This is a genomic window from Pseudomonas sp. v388 (genome assembly GCF_003935425.1).
Lineage (GTDB): Bacteria > Pseudomonadota > Gammaproteobacteria > Pseudomonadales > Pseudomonadaceae > Aquipseudomonas.
Genome location: NZ_RHQN01000009.1, coordinates 111,962 through 131,608, shown reverse-complemented (window position 1 = coordinate 131,608; position 19,647 = coordinate 111,962). Strand labels below are relative to the sequence as shown.

General features: G+C 61.3%; 16 protein-coding genes and 2 pseudogenes. 11 read left to right on the top strand and 7 right to left on the bottom strand.

The annotated features are described in order from the left end of the window. Positions 1-45 precede the first annotated feature (45 nt). From betI to EGJ27_RS20370, 4 genes are all read right to left on the bottom strand, one after another. A complete protein-coding gene (betI, locus tag EGJ27_RS20385) occupies positions 46-639 on the bottom strand; it encodes a transcriptional regulator BetI (RefSeq protein ID WP_125832549.1) in 594 nt (197 codons plus the stop codon). A 252-nt stretch (positions 640-891) separates the two neighbouring features. After that, positions 892-2,070, bottom strand: coding sequence for a choline ABC transporter ATP-binding protein (choV, locus tag EGJ27_RS20380; RefSeq protein ID WP_125832548.1), 1,179 nt, complete (start codon positions 2,068-2,070; stop codon positions 892-894). Continuing rightward, positions 2,067-2,915 carry a choline ABC transporter permease subunit gene (gene choW, locus EGJ27_RS20375; protein ID WP_177523072.1) on the bottom strand — a complete coding sequence of 283 codons (849 nt, stop codon included), beginning with the start codon at positions 2,913-2,915 and terminating at the stop codon, positions 2,067-2,069. The genes choV and choW overlap by 4 nt, the downstream gene beginning before the upstream one ends. Positions 2,916-2,975: 60 nt before the next feature. After that, entirely contained in the window at positions 2,976-3,923 is a 948-nt protein-coding gene (locus tag EGJ27_RS20370; RefSeq protein WP_125832546.1) for a choline ABC transporter substrate-binding protein, read from the bottom strand. A gap of 863 nt (positions 3,924-4,786) precedes the next feature. Here EGJ27_RS20370 and EGJ27_RS20365 point away from each other — a divergent pair. Then, a complete protein-coding gene (locus EGJ27_RS20365; protein WP_125832545.1) occupies positions 4,787-5,890 on the top strand; it encodes a GlxA family transcriptional regulator in 1,104 nt (367 codons plus the stop codon). A 25-nt stretch (positions 5,891-5,915) separates the two neighbouring features. Here EGJ27_RS20365 and EGJ27_RS20360 read toward each other — a convergent pair. Both EGJ27_RS20360 and EGJ27_RS25360 read right to left on the bottom strand, forming a co-directional pair. Beyond that, positions 5,916-7,001: pseudogene (locus EGJ27_RS20360) on the bottom strand (methyl-accepting chemotaxis protein); the annotation flags it as partial. A 45-nt stretch (positions 7,002-7,046) separates the two neighbouring features. Continuing rightward, positions 7,047-7,475 (bottom strand): annotated as a pseudogene (locus tag EGJ27_RS25360) (MCP four helix bundle domain-containing protein); the annotation flags it as partial. A 482-nt stretch (positions 7,476-7,957) separates the two neighbouring features. Between EGJ27_RS25360 and EGJ27_RS20355 the strand changes: the two are divergent. Beyond that, a complete protein-coding gene (locus tag EGJ27_RS20355; RefSeq protein WP_125832543.1) occupies positions 7,958-8,191 on the top strand; it encodes a hypothetical protein in 234 nt (77 codons plus the stop codon). Beyond that, complete coding sequence (locus EGJ27_RS20350; RefSeq protein ID WP_125832542.1) at positions 8,188-8,490, top strand: cell division protein ZapA; 303 nt, start codon at positions 8,188-8,190, stop codon at positions 8,488-8,490. Before EGJ27_RS20355 ends, EGJ27_RS20350 begins: the two co-directional genes overlap by 4 nt. Positions 8,491-8,650: 160 nt before the next feature. On the opposite strand, the gene EGJ27_RS20345 is transcribed toward EGJ27_RS20350, so the two are convergent. Then, a complete protein-coding gene (locus tag EGJ27_RS20345; protein WP_125832541.1) occupies positions 8,651-9,691 on the bottom strand; it encodes a low specificity L-threonine aldolase in 1,041 nt (346 codons plus the stop codon). Between the two features lie 100 nt (positions 9,692-9,791). On the opposite strand from EGJ27_RS20345, the gene EGJ27_RS20340 reads away from it, so the two are divergent. The 8 genes from EGJ27_RS20340 (at position 9,792) to purU (ending at position 19,642) form a co-directional block, all read left to right on the top strand. Continuing rightward, entirely contained in the window at positions 9,792-10,538 is a 747-nt protein-coding gene (locus EGJ27_RS20340) for a TraX family protein (RefSeq protein WP_125832540.1), read from the top strand. 103 nt (positions 10,539-10,641) lie between these two features. Then, entirely contained in the window at positions 10,642-11,859 is a 1,218-nt protein-coding gene (gene alaC / locus EGJ27_RS20335) for an alanine transaminase (protein ID WP_125832539.1), read from the top strand. Between the two features lie 266 nt (positions 11,860-12,125). After that, positions 12,126-13,379, top strand: a complete 1,254-nt coding sequence (gene glyA, locus EGJ27_RS20330) for a serine hydroxymethyltransferase (RefSeq protein WP_125832538.1) — start codon at positions 12,126-12,128, stop codon at positions 13,377-13,379. Between the two features lie 17 nt (positions 13,380-13,396). Next, entirely contained in the window at positions 13,397-14,647 is a 1,251-nt protein-coding gene (locus EGJ27_RS20325; protein WP_125832537.1) for a sarcosine oxidase subunit beta family protein, read from the top strand. Between the two features lie 15 nt (positions 14,648-14,662). After that, the gene (locus tag EGJ27_RS20320) at positions 14,663-14,974 is read left to right on the top strand and encodes a sarcosine oxidase subunit delta (protein ID WP_125832536.1); all 312 of its coding nucleotides are present in this window, start codon (positions 14,663-14,665) and stop codon (positions 14,972-14,974) included. Next, the gene (locus tag EGJ27_RS20315; protein WP_125832535.1) at positions 14,971-17,988 is read left to right on the top strand and encodes a sarcosine oxidase subunit alpha; all 3,018 of its coding nucleotides are present in this window, start codon (positions 14,971-14,973) and stop codon (positions 17,986-17,988) included. Before EGJ27_RS20320 ends, EGJ27_RS20315 begins: the two co-directional genes overlap by 4 nt. Positions 17,989-18,155: 167 nt before the next feature. Beyond that, a complete protein-coding gene (locus tag EGJ27_RS20310; RefSeq protein WP_125832534.1) occupies positions 18,156-18,788 on the top strand; it encodes a sarcosine oxidase subunit gamma in 633 nt (210 codons plus the stop codon). Beyond that, complete coding sequence (purU, locus tag EGJ27_RS20305; protein ID WP_125832533.1) at positions 18,785-19,642, top strand: formyltetrahydrofolate deformylase; 858 nt, start codon at positions 18,785-18,787, stop codon at positions 19,640-19,642. The genes EGJ27_RS20310 and purU overlap by 4 nt, the downstream gene beginning before the upstream one ends. Positions 19,643-19,647 lie beyond the last annotated feature (5 nt).

Sequence of the window (19,647 nt, the reverse complement as noted above, 5' to 3'; positions counted from 1 at the left end):
TGTGGGCGTGACCGTTGAAGGTCTGCGACAAGCGGGCTGCGTGCCTCAGCTCGTCGCTTTCGCCAGTTGGAAGTCCATGTATTCGTAGGCGATCCGTTGCGCTTGCTCGGTATCGAAGGCATCGCCCGACAGCGCGCCGCGCAGCCACAGGCCATCAATCAGGGCGGCCATTCCGCGGGCGGCGCTGCGTGCCTGCTCCAGCGGCAGTGCGCGGCGGAATTCGCAGCACAGGTTCGAATACAGGCGGTGATCGTTGATCCGCTGCAGCCTGTGCAATGCCGGGTGATGCATGCTGGTGGCCCAGAAGGCCAGCCAGGTTTTCATCGCCGGGCCGTTGATCTGGCTGGCGTCGAAGTTGCCTTCGATGATCACCTGCAGATGCGCCCGGGGGCTGTTGTCCTGCAACGCCTGACGGCGCTCGCTGACGTTCTGGCCCAGCGCGTTCATCAGGTGGCGCATGGTCGCCGCGATCAGGCCGTTCTTGTCCTGGAAGTAGTGGCTGATGATGCCGTTGGAAACCCCGGCCAGACGCGCAATCAACGCAATACTGGCATCGCCCATGCCGACCTGGTCGACCGCAGTGAGCGTGGCCTGGATCAGCTGGTTACGACGAATGGGTTGCATACCGACCTTGGGCATTGCGGGAAGTCTCCTGGCGTTTTGGCGCGGGTTGGGGTGCCTGATGGTCGACACAGTCTAGTTATTTTTTATTGAACGATCAATCAATAAAAACGACAGGGCGTGCCAAAGCCATGTGGGACGTGGCTTTCAGAGAGTCAAGCGATGGCGTGGGAGCGGACTCGTCCGCGAAGAGGCCTTGGCAGACGAAAAAAACGTGCGTCTGGAATGCCGTCTTCGCTGACGACTCCGCTCCCCAAAGGCCAGAACCGATCAGCCGTGATTCTTGCCCAGCAGCGCGTGGTACAGCTCGCTGTCGCCCAGAATCCCGACCACCTGGTTTCCATCCTGCAGCACCAGCTTGTTGCCGGTCTGGTAGCGGATCTGCAAGGCGTCGCGCATGCCGATGTTGGAGTGAACCAGCGTCGGGCGGCGGTCAAGGCTGCTGACGTCCTGGCCGGGCGTCCAGTTCTGCAGATCCAGCGGCGCGGCGCCTTGGCGGGCGCCCTTGATGACATTGCCTTCGGCCAGGTCCAGCCAGGAATCGCCGCCCGGGTCCAGGCACACCGAGCCGTTGATTCTGGTGCACTCGTCGACATTGCGCATCAGGCTGCGGCCGCACAGTACGTTGAGCGGGTTGGTATGGGCCACGAAAGTGCGCACGTACTCATCGGCCGGATTGAGCACGATCTGCTCCGGTACGCTGTACTGCACGATCCGGCCGTCTTTCATGATGGCGATGCGGCTGCCCAGTTTGAGCGCTTCGTCCAGGTCGTGGCTGACGAAAACGATGGTCTTGCTCAACTTGCTCTGCAAGGCCAGCAGTTCATCCTGCAAGCCCTGGCGGATCAGCGGGTCGAGCGCCGAAAAGGGTTCATCCATCAGCAAAATGTCGGCGTCCATCGCCAGAGCCCGGGCCAGGCCGACCCGCTGCTGCATGCCGCCGGACAGCTCGTCGGGCTTCTTGTTGCGCCACTGGGTCAGGCCCACCAGCTCCAGCTTTTCATCCACCAGCTTGCGCCGTTCCTTTTCGGGGCGACCCTGCATCTCCAGGCCGAAGCTGATGTTTTCACGCACCGTCAGCCAGGGCATCAACGCGAACTTCTGAAATACCATGGCGATGCGTTTGGTGCGCATCATCTTCAGTTCTGCGGCGGTGCAGCTGGCAATGTTGATCTGGCTGCCTTCGTGCTCGACGTAGAGCGAGCCACGGCTGACCGTGTTCAGGCCGTTGATGCAGCGCAGCAGGCTGGACTTGCCGGACCCGGAAAGACCCATCAGTACGCAGATCTCGCCTTTCTGGATATCCAGGCTGGCTTTCTCCACGCCGACGATCTGGCCGGTTTTCTTGAGGATCTGGTCACGCGTCAGGCCTTGGTCCAGCAACTTGAGGGCCTCACGCGGATCCTTGGCGAAGATGACGTCTACCTGATCGAACTGAATGATACTCATGCGTCGGCCCCTACCTTGGCATCGGGTTGTTTGCAGATACGGTCGAGCATGATTGCCAGCAGTACGATCGCCAGACCCGCTTCGAAGCCCAGGGCGATATCAGCGGTGTTCAATGCGTTGACCACAGGTTTGCCCAGGCCGTCGGCACCCACCAGCGCGGCGATCACCACCATCGACAACGACAGCATGATGCACTGGGTGATGCCGGCCGCGATGCTGGGCATGGCGTAAGGCAGTTCGATCCGCGTCAGCAGCTGTCGGCGCGAAGAGCCGAAGGCCTTGCCGGCGTCGAGCAGTTCATGGGGCACGTCGCGAATGCCCAGATACGTGAGGCGGATCGGCGCGGCGATGGCGAACACCACCGTCGAGATCAGGCCGGGCACCACGCCCAGGCCGAACAGGGTCAGGGTTGGAATCAGGTATACGAAGGTCGGCACGGTCTGCATCAGGTCCAGCAGCGGGCGAATGATGGTGTAGAACATCGGCTTGTGCGCCGCGATGATCCCCAGCGGTACGCCGATCAGCACGCAGACCACCGTGGCGAACAGTACCTGGGCCAGGGTCTCCATGGTTTCCTGCCAGTAATGCAGGTTGAGGATCAGCAGGAAGGCGAGGGCGACGAAGACCGTCAGGCCCCACTTGCGCTGGATGAAGTGCGCCAGGGCGGCGATCAGGCCGATCAGGACCAGCGGGTTGAACCAGGTCAGGGCGAAGGTCAATCCGTGGATCATCATTTCCAGCGTCGAGGCGATCGCATCGAAGTAGTCGGCGCCGTTGCGCGTAAGCCAGTCGACGAACGACGCGATGTACTCGCCCAGAGGGATTTTTTGATCAGTCAGCATGATTCGATTGTCCGCTTGCGAGAAAAATAAGGGGGTGCGGGCCGGTAAGCGCCCGCAACCGGTTTACTTCGTCAGCTGGGCCTTGGCTGCTTCCAATCCTGGTTTGCCGTCAACGGTGGTCACGCCCGCCAGCCAGGTGTCGAGCACTTGCGGGTTGTTCTTGAGCCAGGCCCTGGCGGCGGCCTCGGGCTTCATCTTGTCGTCCAGCACGTTACCCATCAGCGTGCTTTCCATGTTGAGGGTGAACGACAGGTTTTTCAGCAATTGACCCACGTTGCTGCATTGCTCGGTGTAGCCCTTGCGGGTGTTGGTGTAAATGGTGGCCTGTCCGAAATTGGGGCCGAAAAAGTCGTCGCCGCCGGTCAGGTATTGCAACTTGAAGCGGGTGTTCATTGGATGCGGTTCCCAGCCCAGGAACACAACGTCGGTGCCGCGCCGTGCGGCGCGATCCACCTGCGACAGCATGCCTGCTTCGCTGGATTCCACCATCTTGAAACCGGCGCTTTTCAGTCCGAAAGCGTCCTTGTCGATCATGCTCTGGATCAGGCGGTTGCCATCGTTGCCCGGTTCGATCCCGTAGATCTTGCCGTCCAGTTCCTTCTTGAATCTGGCGATATCGGCGAAGTCCTTCAGGCCTTTGTCGTAGAGCGCCTGCGGCACCGCCAGGGTGTATTTGGCGTTCTCCAGGTTGGCCCGCACCGTTTCCACGGTCCCGGCTTCGCGGTAGGCCTTGATGTCGTTTTCCATGGTCGGCATCCAGTTGCCCAGGAACACGTCCATATTCTTGCCATCGGCCAGGGACTTGTAGGTCACGGGTACGGAAATCATGGTGGTCTTGGTCTTGTAACCAAGGGATTCGAGCACGACGCTGGTCACTGCCGTGGTGACCGTAATGTCAGTCCAGCCTACATCGGAGAAGTTGACGGTACGGCATGCCTCAGGCTCTGCGGCCTGGGCCAGCAGCGGAGCGCCGAGAGCCACGGCCAGAAGCAACGATTTGGAACCTTTCATCGGATGGACTCCTTTTGATTTTTCTTTAGCCGGCGGTGGGTGATCACCGGTGCGGCGTGTTTGTTGGCAGGGCATTACGGGAAGCTCCATCACTGCGTCTGGCAACCGAGTCGACTCCGATCATCTAACAGGGGAAATCAAACGCCTACAGGGTGCGTCGTATCCAGTACAGGAGGGGTCGTATCCAGTATGCGCAGCGTCGCTTACAGATTTTTCCTGCCTTGGGAGTGGGCTTTTCCTGCGATGCACCCCACCGAAAAACGGCCTGTACCCCACTCCGGGTCGCGGCTCGATGTCAGCGGCGTTGGCGGGCAGGTGTGAATCGACGAATGATGTCACAGGCCATCGGGGGTGGCTGGCGAGGTGTGCTTTCCGGCATGTGCGACGTTAAGCATAGCCGCTGGCTGGGGCTGCTCGCGGCCGTCAACCCGGGTGATTTGAGCCGGGCGGGCCGTTGGAAGTTCAGCACTGGCGCACCGCTTCGGGCTCGCCGCGCAGACGTGCGCGATTTCAGATCACACACGCCCCGCGCCGCCACCTTTTAGCGCGTAAAAAAATCAGCGCTGGCCGAGTGCCATTGGGCTGTGCTTTGAGTAGCACTCCCATTCTGGTGTGTACGCCCGTCACCTCGCAGGTGATACCGAATTGCTCAACAGCATGGGCCGGGCGCGCAGCAAGACGTCGCATACGGGCAAGGAGGTCGTTGCCGGATAGACACATCGCGACGTCGTTTTCAGGGGTTGTTGAACGGCTCGTCAAATTTCGGCATGGGTTTTGCGATTCAACTGCAAAGCCCTGCGCCGCGCAGGGTGATAAGAAGAGCCTCTTGAGGCCTACGACCGCTAGCGTGAGGAGACAACGTGATGACTTCCTTGAATGCCGGGGCTCAGCCCCAGAACCGCGCCCCGCAATCCATCGGCTTTCTGCTTCTGGATAATTTCACGCTGATTTCCCTCGCCTCGGCGGTCGAACCTCTGCGCATGGCCAACCAGCTTTCCGGTCGTGAGCTGTATCGCTGGACAACCCTGACCGTCGATGGCGGACAGGTCTGGGCCAGTGACGGCCTGCAGATTACCCCGGACGCTTCCATGCACAACGCACCGGCGCTGGACACGGTCATCGTCTGCGGCGGCGTTGGTATCCAGCGCACCGTCACCCGTGAACATGTCAGCTGGCTGCAGAGTCAGGCACGCCAGTCGCGGCGTCTCGGCGCGGTGTGCACCGGCAGTTGGGCGCTGGCGTGCGCCGGTCTGCTCGACGGCTTCGATTGCAGCGTGCATTGGGAATGCCTGGCGGCGATGCAGGAAGCGTTTCCTCGGGTCGCAATGAGCACGCGCCTGTTCACCCTGGACCGTAACCGGTTCACCAGTTCCGGCGGCACCGCGCCGCTGGACATGATGCTGCACTTGATCAGTCGCGATCACGGCCGCGAATTGTCGGCTGCGATTTCCGAGATGTTCGTCTACGAGCGCATCCGCAACGAACAGGATCACCAGCGCGTGCCGCTCAAGCACATGCTCGGCACCAATCAGCCTAAATTGCAGGAAATCGTCGCGTTGATGGAGGCCAATCTGGAGGAGCCCATCGACCTTGACGAGCTGGCGGTCTACGTCGCCGTTTCGCGCCGGCAGCTGGAGCGGTTGTTCCAGAAATACCTGCACTGCTCACCGTCGCGCTACTACCTCAAACTGCGCCTGATCCGTGCCCGGCAGTTGCTCAAGCAGACGCCGATGTCGATCATCGAGGTGGCTTCGGTGTGTGGTTTCGTGTCGACGCCGCACTTTTCCAAGTGCTACCGCGAATACTTCGGCATTCCGCCGCGTGACGAACGCGTAGGTTCCAACACCACCCAGCAGGTGGCAATGATGCCGATCCCGCAGGCGATGGTACTGGCGCCGCTGTCCGGACCTTTGTCGGCGTTAAGCCAGGCCCGGAACGAGTCGACGTTTGCGAGTGTGAGGTTGTAGCTATAGGAGCAGGAACCAGCGGCAATTACAGGCTGAAACGCGAAACCATGGTATTCAGGTCCACGGCCAGGCGTGACAGCTCGGTGCTGGCGGCGGTGGTCTGGTTGGCGCCGTCGGTGGACTGAGCCGACAGGTCGCGGATGTTTACCAGGTTGCGGTCGACTTCACGAGCCACTTGCGCCTGTTCTTCGGCAGCGCTGGCGATGACCAGGTTGCGTTCGTTGATCTCTTCCACCGCCGAGTTGATGGTGTCCAGCGCAAGACCGGCGCCCTTGGCGATATTCAAGGTCGATTCCGCGCGTTCGGTGCTGTTGCGCATCGAATTCACAGCGTGCTCGGTACCGCTCTGGATGCTGCCGATCATGCGTTCGATTTCGCTGGTCGACTGCTGGGTGCGGTGCGCCAGGGCACGCACTTCGTCGGCAACCACGGCGAAACCACGGCCGGCTTCACCGGCGCGGGCGGCTTCGATGGCGGCGTTGAGGGCCAGCAGGTTGGTCTGGTCGGCCAGGCCGCGAATCACGTCCAGCACTTTGCCGATGTCGCGGGATTCGTTGGCCAGGTTGCCGATCAGGTCGGCGGTGCTCTGTACATCGCTGCTCATGCGTTCGATGGCGCCGACGGTTTCCATGACCAGGTCGCGGCCGTCGCCTGCCGAAGCGGTGGCGGCTTTCGAGGCTTCCGAAGTGCTGGTGGCGTTACGGGCCACTTCTTCAACGGCGCTGGTCATCTCGTTGACCGCGGTTGCGGCCTGTTCGATTTCGTCATTCTGTTGCGACAGGCCACGGGCGCTTTCGTCGGTGACCGCGTTCAGCTCTTCGGCAGCGGAGGCCAGTTGAGTGGCCGAGCCGGAGATGCGATGCAAGGTGTCACGCAGCTTGTTCTGCATGGTTTGCATGGCGGCCAGCAGGCGACCGGCTTCGTCGGTGCCGTCGACGGTGATCGGACGAGTCAGGTTGCCCTCGGCGATGTGCTCGGCAGCGTTCAGCGCAGCGGCAATCGGGCGGGTGATGCTGTTGGTCAGCAGCATGGCAAAGATGATGGTCAGCACGGTGGCGGCGATCAGCAGGCCGATCACCAGGTTGAACGCCGAATCGTATTGAGCGGAAGCGTCTTCCTTGGTCTTGATCAGCGCGTCGGTGTTGTAGTCCACCAGTTTGCCGAGCACGACGTTCATCTCGTCCGAGTTGTTGAGCATTTCCTTGTTGAGCAGGTTTTGCAGCTCGTCGACCTTGTTGGCACGGGACAATGCGATCAGGCGCGATTCGAGCTGGCGATACTGATTCAGCAGCTGCACGTACTGGTCATACAGCGCCTGCTCTTTAGGGCCGCTGATCAACTTCTCGTAAACGGCCTGGGCGTCGGTGACCTGCTTGTTACGCATGGCGAACAGGTCGATGGTCTTTTCCTGGGTTTCGGGTTCACGGTTGACCAGCAAGCGGTAGGACAGCACGCGCAGGCGGATGCTGACTTCGGTAAAACGGTCCAGGGCCTTGATGCTTGGCATGGCGTTTTCGGCCAGCACCTGAGTGGCGCCGCGGATCTTGCTCATTTGCGAGAGTGCGAACACACCGAGGATCAGCATGAGCGTGCCGATCAGGGCAAAGCCCAGGAACGCGCGCGGAGCGATATTCATATTACGCAGAGACATAATTGCTTCCAGAGTTAAGGCGCGATCCCTGCGGCTTTGGCTATATTGTGAATTCGATGACTGCCTATCGGTCATCTCGTTGAAGTCTTGAGGCCCTGAACGGCAGCTTTATCCGCAAACGGGCACCGACGATTTTCCGGCGTCTGCGCAAAAGCGTCGTAAGCCCTTGTGAATAATGGATAACGCCCGTTTAAGTGATGGCTAACCGATGGCGCTCTGCGCTGTTTTGTCGCACATACCGCCGGTCTGACGAACAGCAGGAACCGGGTAGCGAATCAGGAGTCTCAAGCCGCCTATGCGTTTGCGTTATTGACGTGTCCCATGCGTGAAAAGGCCGGAGTTGCAGGCCGACGCTGGTATGCGCAGTGACTTTTCTTTATCGTGTGCGCCCGTTGAAATTTGCTCGAGAATTCAAAATGTTGGAAGCGTCCCTAAGCCAGTTGGAACAACTTGTCGGTGATCTGGTGCAGCAGAATCAGAAACTGCAGGAAATGAATGCTCAACTCAGCGCGGAGCTGGCCCAGGCCAAGGACGAGAACGACAGCCTGCAGCTGAGTCTGATGGAGCAGGAAGAGAAGCAGGGCAGCACCGCAGCCCGCATTCAGGCACTGGTTGAGCGCGCGACCAGCGCAAGCGCTGGCGGCGCATGAACTACGACCGTAACGGGGTAACCGTTCTCTCGATCCTGGGTAACGAGTATTCGGTCAAGGCGCCGGATGGCGAAGACCAGAAGCTGGTGCGCGCGGCGGCGATGCTCAACGCCTCACTGGCCGATACCAAGCGCAAGTACCCGACCCTTATCGGCGACCGGTTGCTGGTGCTGGCTGCACTGAACCTGTGCTCGCAGCAGATCGAAATGAAAGAGCACCACCAGATCGAACTGGATCGGTATCAGGAACAGATCGACGCGACTGTCGACGCGATTTCCAGGACGATCACGCAGGCCTGAAGCGGTCTGCGGTTGGCTGGGTATTTGTAGGAGCGAGCGGGCGGCGACCCGTCTTGCTCGCGAAGGCGTAATGGCAGGCGACACACGTGTCGAGGCGGCGCCGGTCTCTTCGCCAGCAAGACGGATCGCCGCCTGCCGGCTCCTACAGGATTCGGGCCGATCAGGCGCTCATCACCAACCGGATATCCGCCGCCAGCTCGCGCACGCGGGCTTCTTCGGTGTCCCATGAACACATGAAACGCGCGCCGCCGCTGCCGATGAAGGTGTAGAACCGCCAGCCTCGGGCGGTCAGCGCGGACACGGCCGGTTCCGACAGTTGCAGGAATACGCCGTTGGCTTCCACCGGGAACATCAGCTCCACGCCGGGAATGTCCTTGACCAGTTCAGCCAGCAGCTGCGCGCAGCGGTTGGCGTGGCGGGCGTGCTTGAGCCAGGCATCGTTTTCCAGCAGGCCGACCCAGGGCGCCGACAGATAACGCATCTTCGACGCCAGTTGCCCGGCCTGTTTGCAGCGGTAATCGAAATCCTCGGCCAGGTCGCGGTTGAAGAACAGAATCGCTTCACCCACCGCCATGCCGTTCTTGGTGCCGCCGAAGCACAGCACGTCCACACCGGCTTTCCAGGTCAGTTCTGCCGGCGAGCAGTCCAGAAAGGCGCAGGCGTTGGAAAAACGCGCGCCGTCCATATGCAGGTTAAGGCCCAGCTCCTTGCAGGTCGCGCTGATCGCCCGCAGCTCGGCAGGCTGGTACACGCTGCCCACCTCAGTGGCCTGGGTCAGGGTCACCACACGTGGCTTGGGGTAGTGGATGTCCTGGCGCTTGAGCGCGACTTCGCGGATCGATTCAGGGGTCAGCTTGCCGTTGGCGCTGCGGGCGGTGAGCAGCTTGGAGCCATTGGAGAAGAACTCCGGTGCGCCGCATTCGTCGGTTTCGACGTGGGCGGTTTCCGAACAGATGACGCTGTGGTAACTCTGGCACAGCGCCGACAGCGCCAGCGAGTTGGCCGCAGTGCCGTTGAAGGCAAAGAACACTTCGCAGTCGGTTTCAAACAGTTTGCGGAAATCATCCGAGGCGCGAGCGGTCCATTGGTCGTCGCCATAGGCACGTTGATGCCCCTTGTTCGCCTGTTCCATGGCCGCCCAGGCTTCAGGGCAGATACCGGAATAGTTGTCGCTGGCGAACTGTTGGCTTTGGTCTGTCATGGCCGATTCCTTATGGGCATTTATGCTGCGCACTGTAGCGAACATTGTGGGGCGCGGTCATGTATTGCATGCGTGACTGAGCGAGACGAACGGGAGCGTTATGGATCTTTCCAACCCGCCTTTTCTGCCGGGACGCGACAAGGCGCTGGACCTGCTCAAGTGGCTGGCGATGCTGTGCATGGTGCTGGATCACCTGCGCTACGTCGGCTGGTCGATAAACGAGTTCTACGTGCCGGGTCGCCTGGCCTTTCCCTGGTTCTGCCTGGCGATTGCCGCGAACCTGTCGCGGCGCAGTGCCGCCGTCATGGCTCCAGGCGTGCAGTGGCGTTATCTGACCTGGTTGCTGGGCTTTGCCGCGCTGTCCGAGATTCCCTACCGGCTGTTCATGCTCGATACCCCGACGCTCAACGTCATGCCGACGCTGGTGCTGGGGCTGTTGGTGGCGCAGGGTTGGCAGCATCGCAACCCGACGACGCGGGTCATGGCGCTGGTGGCGCTGTTGATCGGGGTGCTGTTTCAGAAAACCCTGATGTTCGGCTTTCCCGGCGTGTTGTTGCCGCTGGTGTTGTTGCTGGTGCTGCGCCGATCCCTCTGGTACGCGGTTTTTCCGGGCGCTGTGTGTGTCGCGGGCAATGCCTGGCCCGAGATGTTCGCCGCGGCCGGTTGGGGCGATCCGATCTCCATCGCGGCGATCATCGCCTGTCTGCTCGCGCCGCTGCTGGGCATGGTATTGCTGCGCAGGCGGTTGACGTTCAACGTCTGGCCGATGCGCCGCTGGGCGTATGCGATATACCCCGCTCATTTTCTGGTGTTGCTGGGGTTGCGGACGGTCCTGCGGATTTTGTAACCGCTGGACAACACCTGGCTTGCCCCTTATCTTGCGCAGCAGGCCACCTCATGTGGCCAACGTCGCTCGGACGGTTCCGGGCGCTTACGTATGCGAGATTCTCATGGCTGACCAAGGTTCGCCGCGCCGCTTTGCGCGCATCGATCGACTCCCCCCTTATGTGTTCAACATCACCGCCGAGCTGAAAATGGCTGCGCGCCGTCGTGGTGAAGACATCATCGACCTGAGCATGGGCAACCCCGACGGGGCCACGCCGCCGCACATCGTCGAAAAACTGGTGACCGTTGCCCAGCGTGAAGACACTCACGGCTACTCGACTTCGCGTGGCATTCCGCGTCTGCGTCGGGCAATTTCCAACTGGTACAAGAAGCGCTACGAGGTCGATATCGACCCCGAGAGCGAAGCCATTGTCACCATCGGCTCCAAGGAAGGGCTGGCGCACCTGATGCTCGCCACCCTCGACCAGGGCGATACGGTGCTGGTGCCCAACCCCAGCTATCCGATTCACATCTACGGTGCCGTGATCGCCGGCGCCCAGGTGCGCTCGGTGCCGCTGGTGCCGGGTGTGGACTTCTTCGCCGAGCTGGAAAAGGCCATTCGCGGCTCGATTCCCAAACCCAAGATGATGATCCTGGGTTTCCCTTCCAACCCGACTGCGCAGTGCGTGGAACTCGATTTCTTCGAGCGGGTGGTGGCGCTGGCCAAGCAGTATGACGTGCTGGTGGTTCACGACCTAGCCTACGCCGATATCGTGTACGACGGCTGGAAAGCGCCTTCGATCATGCAGGTGCCGGGCGCCAAGGACATTGCGGTGGAGTTTTTCACCCTGTCGAAAAGCTACAACATGGCCGGCTGGCGAATCGGCTTCATGGTCGGCAATCCGGAATTGGTCGGCGCCCTGGCGCGGATCAAGAGCTATCACGATTACGGCACCTTCACGCCGCTGCAGGTCGCGGCCATCGCCGCGCTGGAAGGCGACCAACAGTGCGTGCTCGACATCGCCGAACACTATCGCCAACGCCGCAACGTGTTGGTCAAAGGCCTGCATGAGTTGGGCTGGATGGTCGAGAATCCCAAGGCTTCGATGTATGTCTGGGCCAAGATTCCCGAAGCCTACGCGCACCTGGGTTCGCTGGAATTCGCCAAGAAGCTGTTGGCCGAGGCCAAGGTCTGCGTGTCGCCGGGTGTCGGTTTCGGTGAATACGGCGACGATCACGTGCGCTTTGCCCTGATCGAAAATCAGGACCGCATCCGCCAGGCCGTGCGCGGCATTCGCGGGATGTTCCGGGCCGATGGGCAACTGCCGGGCAAGGCTGTCTGACAGCGACAGGGCGTGACAAAAATCCCCCGCTGATACCGGGGGATTTTTTTTGGCTGCTGATTTTGCGGGCGCGGCCTGTGGGAGCGCCGCCCGGTCCGCTCCCACAGGCGAAATGCACAATGCCCCAGGACATGTCGTAAACGCGCCTTTGTGTGGCGTCCATAGGCAATTGACCGGTTTGTCCCAGCCCTACCATCGCTTGCAAATGGGCAGCTTATGGCCCGACCGACAAGACAGGCGCAGCGCCGCCGCTGGGGAGAACCGCGATGTTCAGCAAGCAAGACCAGATCCAGGGTTACGACGACGCATTGTTGGCGGCGATGAACGCCGAAGAGCAGCGTCAGGAAGATCATATCGAGCTGATCGCTTCGGAAAACTACACCAGCAAGCGCGTCATGCAGGCGCAGGGCAGCGGCCTGACCAACAAGTACGCCGAAGGCTATCCGGGCAAGCGCTACTACGGTGGTTGCGAGTACGTCGACAAGGTTGAGCAACTGGCCATCGACCGCGCTAAACAGCTGTTTGGCGCCGATTACGCCAACGTCCAGCCGCACTCCGGCAGCCAGGCCAACGCCGCTGTCTATCTGGCGTTGCTGCAGGCCGGCGACACGGTGCTGGGCATGAGCCTGGCCCACGGCGGCCACCTGACTCACGGCGCCAAAGTGAGTTTCTCCGGCCGGCTGTACAACGCGGTGCAATACGGTATCGACACCAGCACCGGGCTGATCGACTACGACGAAGTCGAGCGTATCGCCCTTGAATGCAAACCCAAGATGATCATTGCCGGCTTCTCGGCCTACTCGAAAACCCTGGATTTCCCGCGTTTCCGCGAGATCGCTGACAAAGTGGGCGCCTACCTGTTCGTTGACATGGCCCACGTGGCCGGTCTGGTGGCAGCAGGCTTGTACCCCAACCCGCTGCCCTACGCCGATGTGGTCACCACCACCACTCACAAAACCCTGCGCGGCCCGCGTGGCGGGCTGATTCTGGCCAAAGCAAACGAAGAACTGGAGAAAAAATTCAACTCCGCCGTTTTCCCCGGTGGCCAGGGTGGCCCGCTGATGCACGTCATCGCCGCCAAGGCCGTGTGCTTCAAGGAAGCGATGGAGCCCGGTTTCAAGGCTTATCAACAGCAGGTGATCGATAACGCCCAGGCCATGGCGCAGGTGTTCATCGACCGAGGCTATGACGTGGTGTCCGGCGGCACCGACAACCATCTGTTCCTGGTCAGCCTGATCCGCCAGGGCCTGACCGGCAAGGACGCCGACGCGGCACTGGGACGCGCGCACATCACCGTCAACAAGAACTCGGTGCCCAACGATCCGCAGTCGCCATTCGTAACGTCCGGCCTGCGCATCGGCACCCCGGCCGTCACCAGTCGCGGTTTCAAGGTGACCCAGTGCGTCGAACTGGCCGGCTGGATCTGCGACATCCTCGACAACCTCGGCGACGCCGATGTCGAGGCCAATGTCGCCCTCCAAGTTGCTGCACTGTGTACCGATTTCCCGGTTTATCGCTGAGTCAGGAGTAGCCCTACATGCAACATTACTCAGGCTTCGGCCTTCTCAAGCACTCCCTCAGCCACCACGAGAACTGGCAGCGCATGTGGCGCACGCCGACGCCCAAGAAGGTCTACGACGTCGTCATTGTCGGCGGTGGCGGGCACGGCCTGGCGACTGCCTATTACCTGGCCAAGGAACATGGCATCACCAACGTGGCGGTGGTGGAAAAAGGCTGGCTGGGCGGCGGCAACACGGCGCGCAATACCACCATCGTGCGTTCCAACTACCTGTGGGACGAGTCGGCGCACCTCTACGAACACGCCATGAAGTTGTGGGAAGGGCTGTCCCAGGACTTGAACTACAACGTCATGTTCTCCCAGCGCGGCGTCTACAACCTGTGCCACACCTTGCAGGACATGCGCGATTCCGAGCGTCGGGTCAGCGCCAACCGCCTCAACGGCGTGGACGGCGAATTGCTCAATGGCAAGCAGGTGGCCGAAGAAATTCCGTACCTGGATTGCTCGAAAAACACGCGTTACCCGATCATTGGCGCCACCGTGCAACGTCGCGGCGGCGTGGCCCGCCACGATGCCGTGGCCTGGGGTTTTGCCCGTGCCGCTGACGCGCTGGGCGTAGACCTGATCCAGCAAACCGAAGTGATCGGTTTCCGCAAGGAAAACGGCGTCTGCATCGGGGTGGAGACCAACAAAGGCTTCATCGGTGCCAAGCGCGTCGGCGTGGTGACTGCCGGTAACTCCGGGCACATGGCGAAACTTGCAGGCTTCCGTCTGCCGGTCGAATCCCATCCGTTGCAGGCGCTGGTGTCGGAACCGATCAAACCGATTATCGACAGCGTGATCATGTCCAACGCCGTGCATGGCTACATCAGCCAGTCCGACAAGGGCGACCTGGTGATCGGCGCTGGTATCGACAGCTGGGTCGGCTACGGCCAGCGCGGTTCGTACCCGGTGATCGAACATACCATCCAGGCCATCGTGGAAATGTTCCCGGTGCTGTCGCGGGTGCGTATGAATCGCCAGTGGGGCGGCATCGTCGACACCACGCCGGACGCCTGCCCGATCATTTCCAAGACGCCTGTGCCGAACATGTTCTTCAACTGCGGTTGGGGCACCGGCGGCTTCAAGGCCACGCCCGGCTCGGGCAACGTGTTTGCCGCGAGCCTGGCCAAAGGTGAAATGCACCCGTTGGCCAAGCCTTTCTCCATCGAGCGCTTTCACAACGGCGCGCTCATCGACGAACACGGCGCCGCCGCTGTCGCTCACTAACCGGGGAATTCGATCATGTTGCATATCTTCTGTCCTCACTGTGGCGAACTGCGCTCCGAAGAGGAATTCCACCCGGCAGGCCAGGCGCACATCCCGCGTCCGCTGGACCCAAGCGCGTGCACCGACGAGCAGTGGGGCGACTACATGTTCTTCCGCGACAACCCGCGCGGCCTGCATCACGAACTGTGGAACCACGTCGCCGGCTGCCGTCAGTACTTCAACATGACGCGCAATACGGTGACCTACGAGATTCTCGAAACCTATCCGATCGGCGCAAAGCCCGGTTTCACTGAAAAGGCGGCTGACGGCGTGGGAGACAAGGTATGAGCCAGAACAACCGACTGCCCAACGGTGGGCGTATCGACCGCAGCAAAGTGCTGAATTTCAGCTTCAACGGCCAGACCTATCAGGGTTTCGAGGGCGATTCGCTGGCGTCCGCCCTGCTGGCCAACGGCGTCGACATCATTGGCCGCAGCTTCAAGTACTCCCGTCCTCGGGGCATTTTCGCCGCCGGTTCCGAAGAGCCCAATGCGGTGCTGCAAATCGGCGCGACCGAAGCGACCCAGATTCCCAACGTGCGTGCCACGCAACAGGCCCTGTATTCGGGGCTGGTTGCCACCAGCACCAATGGCTGGCCGAGCGTCAACAACGACGTGATGGGCATTCTCGGTCGCGTCGGCGGCAAGCTGATGCCGCCGGGCTTCTACTACAAGACGTTCATGTACCCGCAGTCGTTCTGGATGACTTACGAGAAGTACATCCGCAAGGCTGCCGGTCTTGGGCGCTCGCCGACTGAAAACGATCCGGACAGCTATGACGCGATGAATCAGCACTGCGACGTGCTGATCGTCGGCGCAGGCCCGGCGGGTCTGGCGGCGGCGCTGGCGGCTGCGCGCGGTGGTGCGCGGGTGATTATTGCCGATGAACAGGAAGAATTCGGCGGCAGCCTGCTCGACAGCCGTGAAAGCCTGGACGGCAAACCGGCTGCCGAATGGGTCGCTACGGTCGTGCAGGAACTCAAGAGCCTGCGCAATGTGGTCATGCTGCCCCGCGCCACGGTCAACGGCTACCACGACCACAATTTCCTGACCATCCACGAACGCCTCACCGATCATCTGGGTGACCGTGCGCCGATCGGCATGGTGCGGCAGCGTATGCATCGGGTTCGCGCCAAACGTGTGGTGTTGGCGACCGGCACCCACGAGCGCCCGCTGGTCTACGGCAACAACGACGTGCCGGGCAATATGCTGGCCGGCGCGGTCTCCACGTACGTGCGGCGTTACGGCGTAGCGCCCGGCAAAAAGCTGGTGCTGTCGACCACCAACGATTACGCCTACCGCGTAGCGCTCGACTGGCTCGACGCCAGCCTGCAAGTTGTGGCGATTGCCGATGCACGGCATAACCCGCGCGGGCCACTGGTGGAAGAAGCGCGTGCCAAGGGCATTCGCATTCTGACTTCGAGTGCCGTGATCGAGGCCCGTGGCAGCAAGCGTGTTACCGCTGCGCGGGTCGCGGCCATCGACCTCAATGCCCATAGCGTCACCAGCCCTGGTGAATGGCTGGATTGTGACCTGATCGCCAGTTCCGGCGGCTACAGCCCCATCGTTCACCTGGCTTCTCACTTGGGCGGCAAGCCTGTCTGGCGTGAAGACATCCTCGGTTTCGTACCGGGCGAAGCGCCGCAGAAACGCGTGTGTGTCGGCGGTGTGAACGGCGTCTACAGCCTGGCCGATGCCTTGGCTGACGGTTTCGAAGGTGGCGTTCGCGCGGCCAGCGAAGCGGGTTTCAGGGCTGTGGAAGGCGTGATGCCCAAGGCCTTGAGTCGTGCCGAAGAACCAGCGGTGGCGCTGTTCCAGGTTCCCCACGACAAAGGCACGGCGCGGGCACCCAAGCAGTTCGTGGACTTGCAGAATGACGTCACCGCTGCCGCCATCGAGCTGGCGACCCGCGAAGGCTTCGAGTCGGTGGAACACGTCAAGCGCTACACGGCGCTGGGCTTCGGCACCGATCAGGGCAAGCTGGGCAACGTCAACGGCCTGGCCATTGCCGCCCGTTCGCTGAACGTGACGATTCCGGAAATGGGCACCACCATGTTCCGCCCCAACTACACGCCGGTCACTTTCGGCGCGATTGCCGGGCGGCACTGCAAGCATATCTTCGAGCCGGTGCGTTTCACCGCGCTGCATGCCTGGCATGTGAAGAACGGTGCCGAGTTCGAAGACGTCGGCCAGTGGAAGCGCCCTTGGTACTTCCCGAAACGGGGCGAAGACCTGCACGCTGCAGTCGCCCGTGAGTGCAAGGCGGTGCGCGACAGCGTCGGCCTGCTGGACGCCTCGACCTTGGGCAAGATCGACATTCAGGGCCCGGACGCCCGCGAGTTTCTCAACCGCATCTACACCAACGCCTGGACCAAACTGGACGTGGGCAAGGCCCGTTACGGCCTGATGTGCAAGGAAGATGGCATGGTCTTCGACGACGGCGTGACCGCTTGTGTCGGCGACAACCACTTCATCATGACCACCACGACCGGCGGCGCTGCGCGGGTTCTGCAATGGCTGGAAATCTACCAGCAGACCGAGTGGCCCGACCTGAAGGTGTACTTCACGTCGGTCACCGACCACTGGGCAACGCTGACCTTGTCCGGGCCGAACAGCCGCAAGCTGCTCAGCGAAGTGACCGACATCGATCTGGGCCGTGAGGCGTTCCCGTTCATGACCTGGAAAGAAGGGCAGGTGGCCGGCGTTCCAGCGCGAGTATTCCGGATCTCGTTCACCGGCGAACTCTCCTACGAGGTCAACATCCAGGCCGACTACGCCATGGGTGTGCTGGAGCAGATCGTCGAGGCGGGCAAGAAGTACAACCTGACGCCGTACGGCACTGAAACCATGCACGTACTGCGCGCTGAGAAGGGCTTCATCATCGTCGGTCAAGACACCGATGGCTCGATGACCCCGGATGACCTGAACATGGGTTGGTGCGTCGGACGAACCAAGCCGTTCTCATGGATCGGCTGGCGTGGCATGAACCGCGAAGACTGCGTGCGCGAGCAGCGTAAGCAACTGGTCGGCCTCAAGCCCGTCGACCCGACCAAGTGGCTGCCTGAAGGCGCGCAACTGGTGTTCGACGCCAACCAGACGATTCCCATGAAGATGGTCGGTCACGTGACCTCCAGCTACGCGCATAACTCGCTGGGCTATTCGTTTGCGATGGGCGTAGTGAAAGGTGGCCTGAACCGCATGGGCGAGCGCGTCTTCTCACCGCAGGCCGACGGCAGCGTGATCGAAGCCGAGATCGTGTCTTCGGTGTTCTTCGATCCGAAGGGTGAGCGGCAGAATATTTAAGGCTGGTGATACCTCTGTAGGAGTGAGCTTGCTCGCGATCGGCTGCAAAGCAGTCGTGAAAATAGTGAATGCGCTAATGCCTGAAAGTCGTTCCGACTTTATCGCAAGCAAGCTAGCTCCTACAGGATCGGGTTCTCCGCAACAATAGAATTCACAACAGGTGATTCATGACCACAGTCAATGTTTACCAGCAACGCCCAACCAGCGGCGCCAAGGCCGAGTCGCCGTTGTTTCACGCCAGTCTCGAAACCCTGGTGGGCAAGGGCCGTTCCAATCCCGGCGTGCTGTTGCGCGAGAAAAAGCTGCTGGGCCATCTGACCCTGCGTGGCGATGCCCATGATCCGGCGTTCGCAGCCGGCGTCCATAAAGCGCTGGGCATGGAACTGCCTGCCGCGCTGATGCTGGTGATCAGCGGCGAAAGCTCGCTGCAATGGATGGGGCCGGACGAGTGGCTGCTGATCGTCCCGAGCGGCGAGGAACTGGCCGCTGAACAGAAGCTGCGCGAAGCCCTGGCTGGTCTGCACATTTCCATCGTCAACGTCAGCGGCGGTCAGTCGATTCTTGAACTGACCGGCCCCAAAGTGCGTCAGGTGCTGATGAAATCCACCAGCTACGACGTGCACCCGGACAACTTCCCGGTCGGCAAGGCGGTGGGCACGGTGTTCGCCAAATCGCAGCTGGTGATTCGCCGCACCGGCGAGGAAACCTGGGAACTGCTGATTCGCCGCAGCTTTGCTGATTACTGGTGGTTGTGGTTGCAGGATGCAGCCGCCGAGTACGGATTGGGAATTCAGGCATGAGCCGCGCACCCGATACGTGGATTCTCACCGCCGACTGCGCCAGCGTGCTCGGCACAGTGGATGCAGTGACTCGCTACCTGTTCGAGCAGGGCTGTTATGTCACCGAGCACCACTCGTTCGATGATCGGCTTTCCAGCCGCTTCTTCATTCGCGTCGAATTTCGCCAGCCTGACGGATTCGACGAGCAGGGCTTTCGCGCGGGCCTGGCGGAACGCGGCAAGGAATTCGGCATGGTCTTCGAACTGACCGCCCCGGATTACCGGCCTAAAGTGGTGATCATGGTTTCCAAGGCGGACCATTGCCTGAACGATCTGTTGTATCGCCAGCGCATCGGCCAGTTGGCGATGGACGTGGTGGCGGTGGTCTCCAACCATCCGGATCTCGAACCGCTGGCGCGCTGGCACGAAATTCCCTACTACCATTTCCCGCTGGACCCCAACGACAAGCCTGCGCAGGAAGCGCGGGTCTGGCAGGTGATCGAAGAATCGGGCGCCGAGCTGGTGATTCTCGCCCGCTACATGCAGGTGCTGTCACCGGACCTGTGCCGCAAGCTCGATGGCAAGGCGATCAATATCCATCACTCGCTGCTGCCCGGTTTCAAGGGCGCCAAGCCCTACCATCAGGCCTATAACAAGGGCGTCAAACTGGTCGGCGCGACGGCGCATTACATCAACAACGATCTAGATGAAGGTCCGATCATTGCCCAGGGCGTGGAAGTGGTCGATCACAGCCATTACCCGGAAGATCTGATCGCCAAGGGCCGTGACATCGAAGGTCTGACCCTGGCCAGGGCGGTGGGTTATCACATTGAACGGCGGGTGTTTCTCAACGCCAATAGAACGGTGGTTCTGTAGGCGCG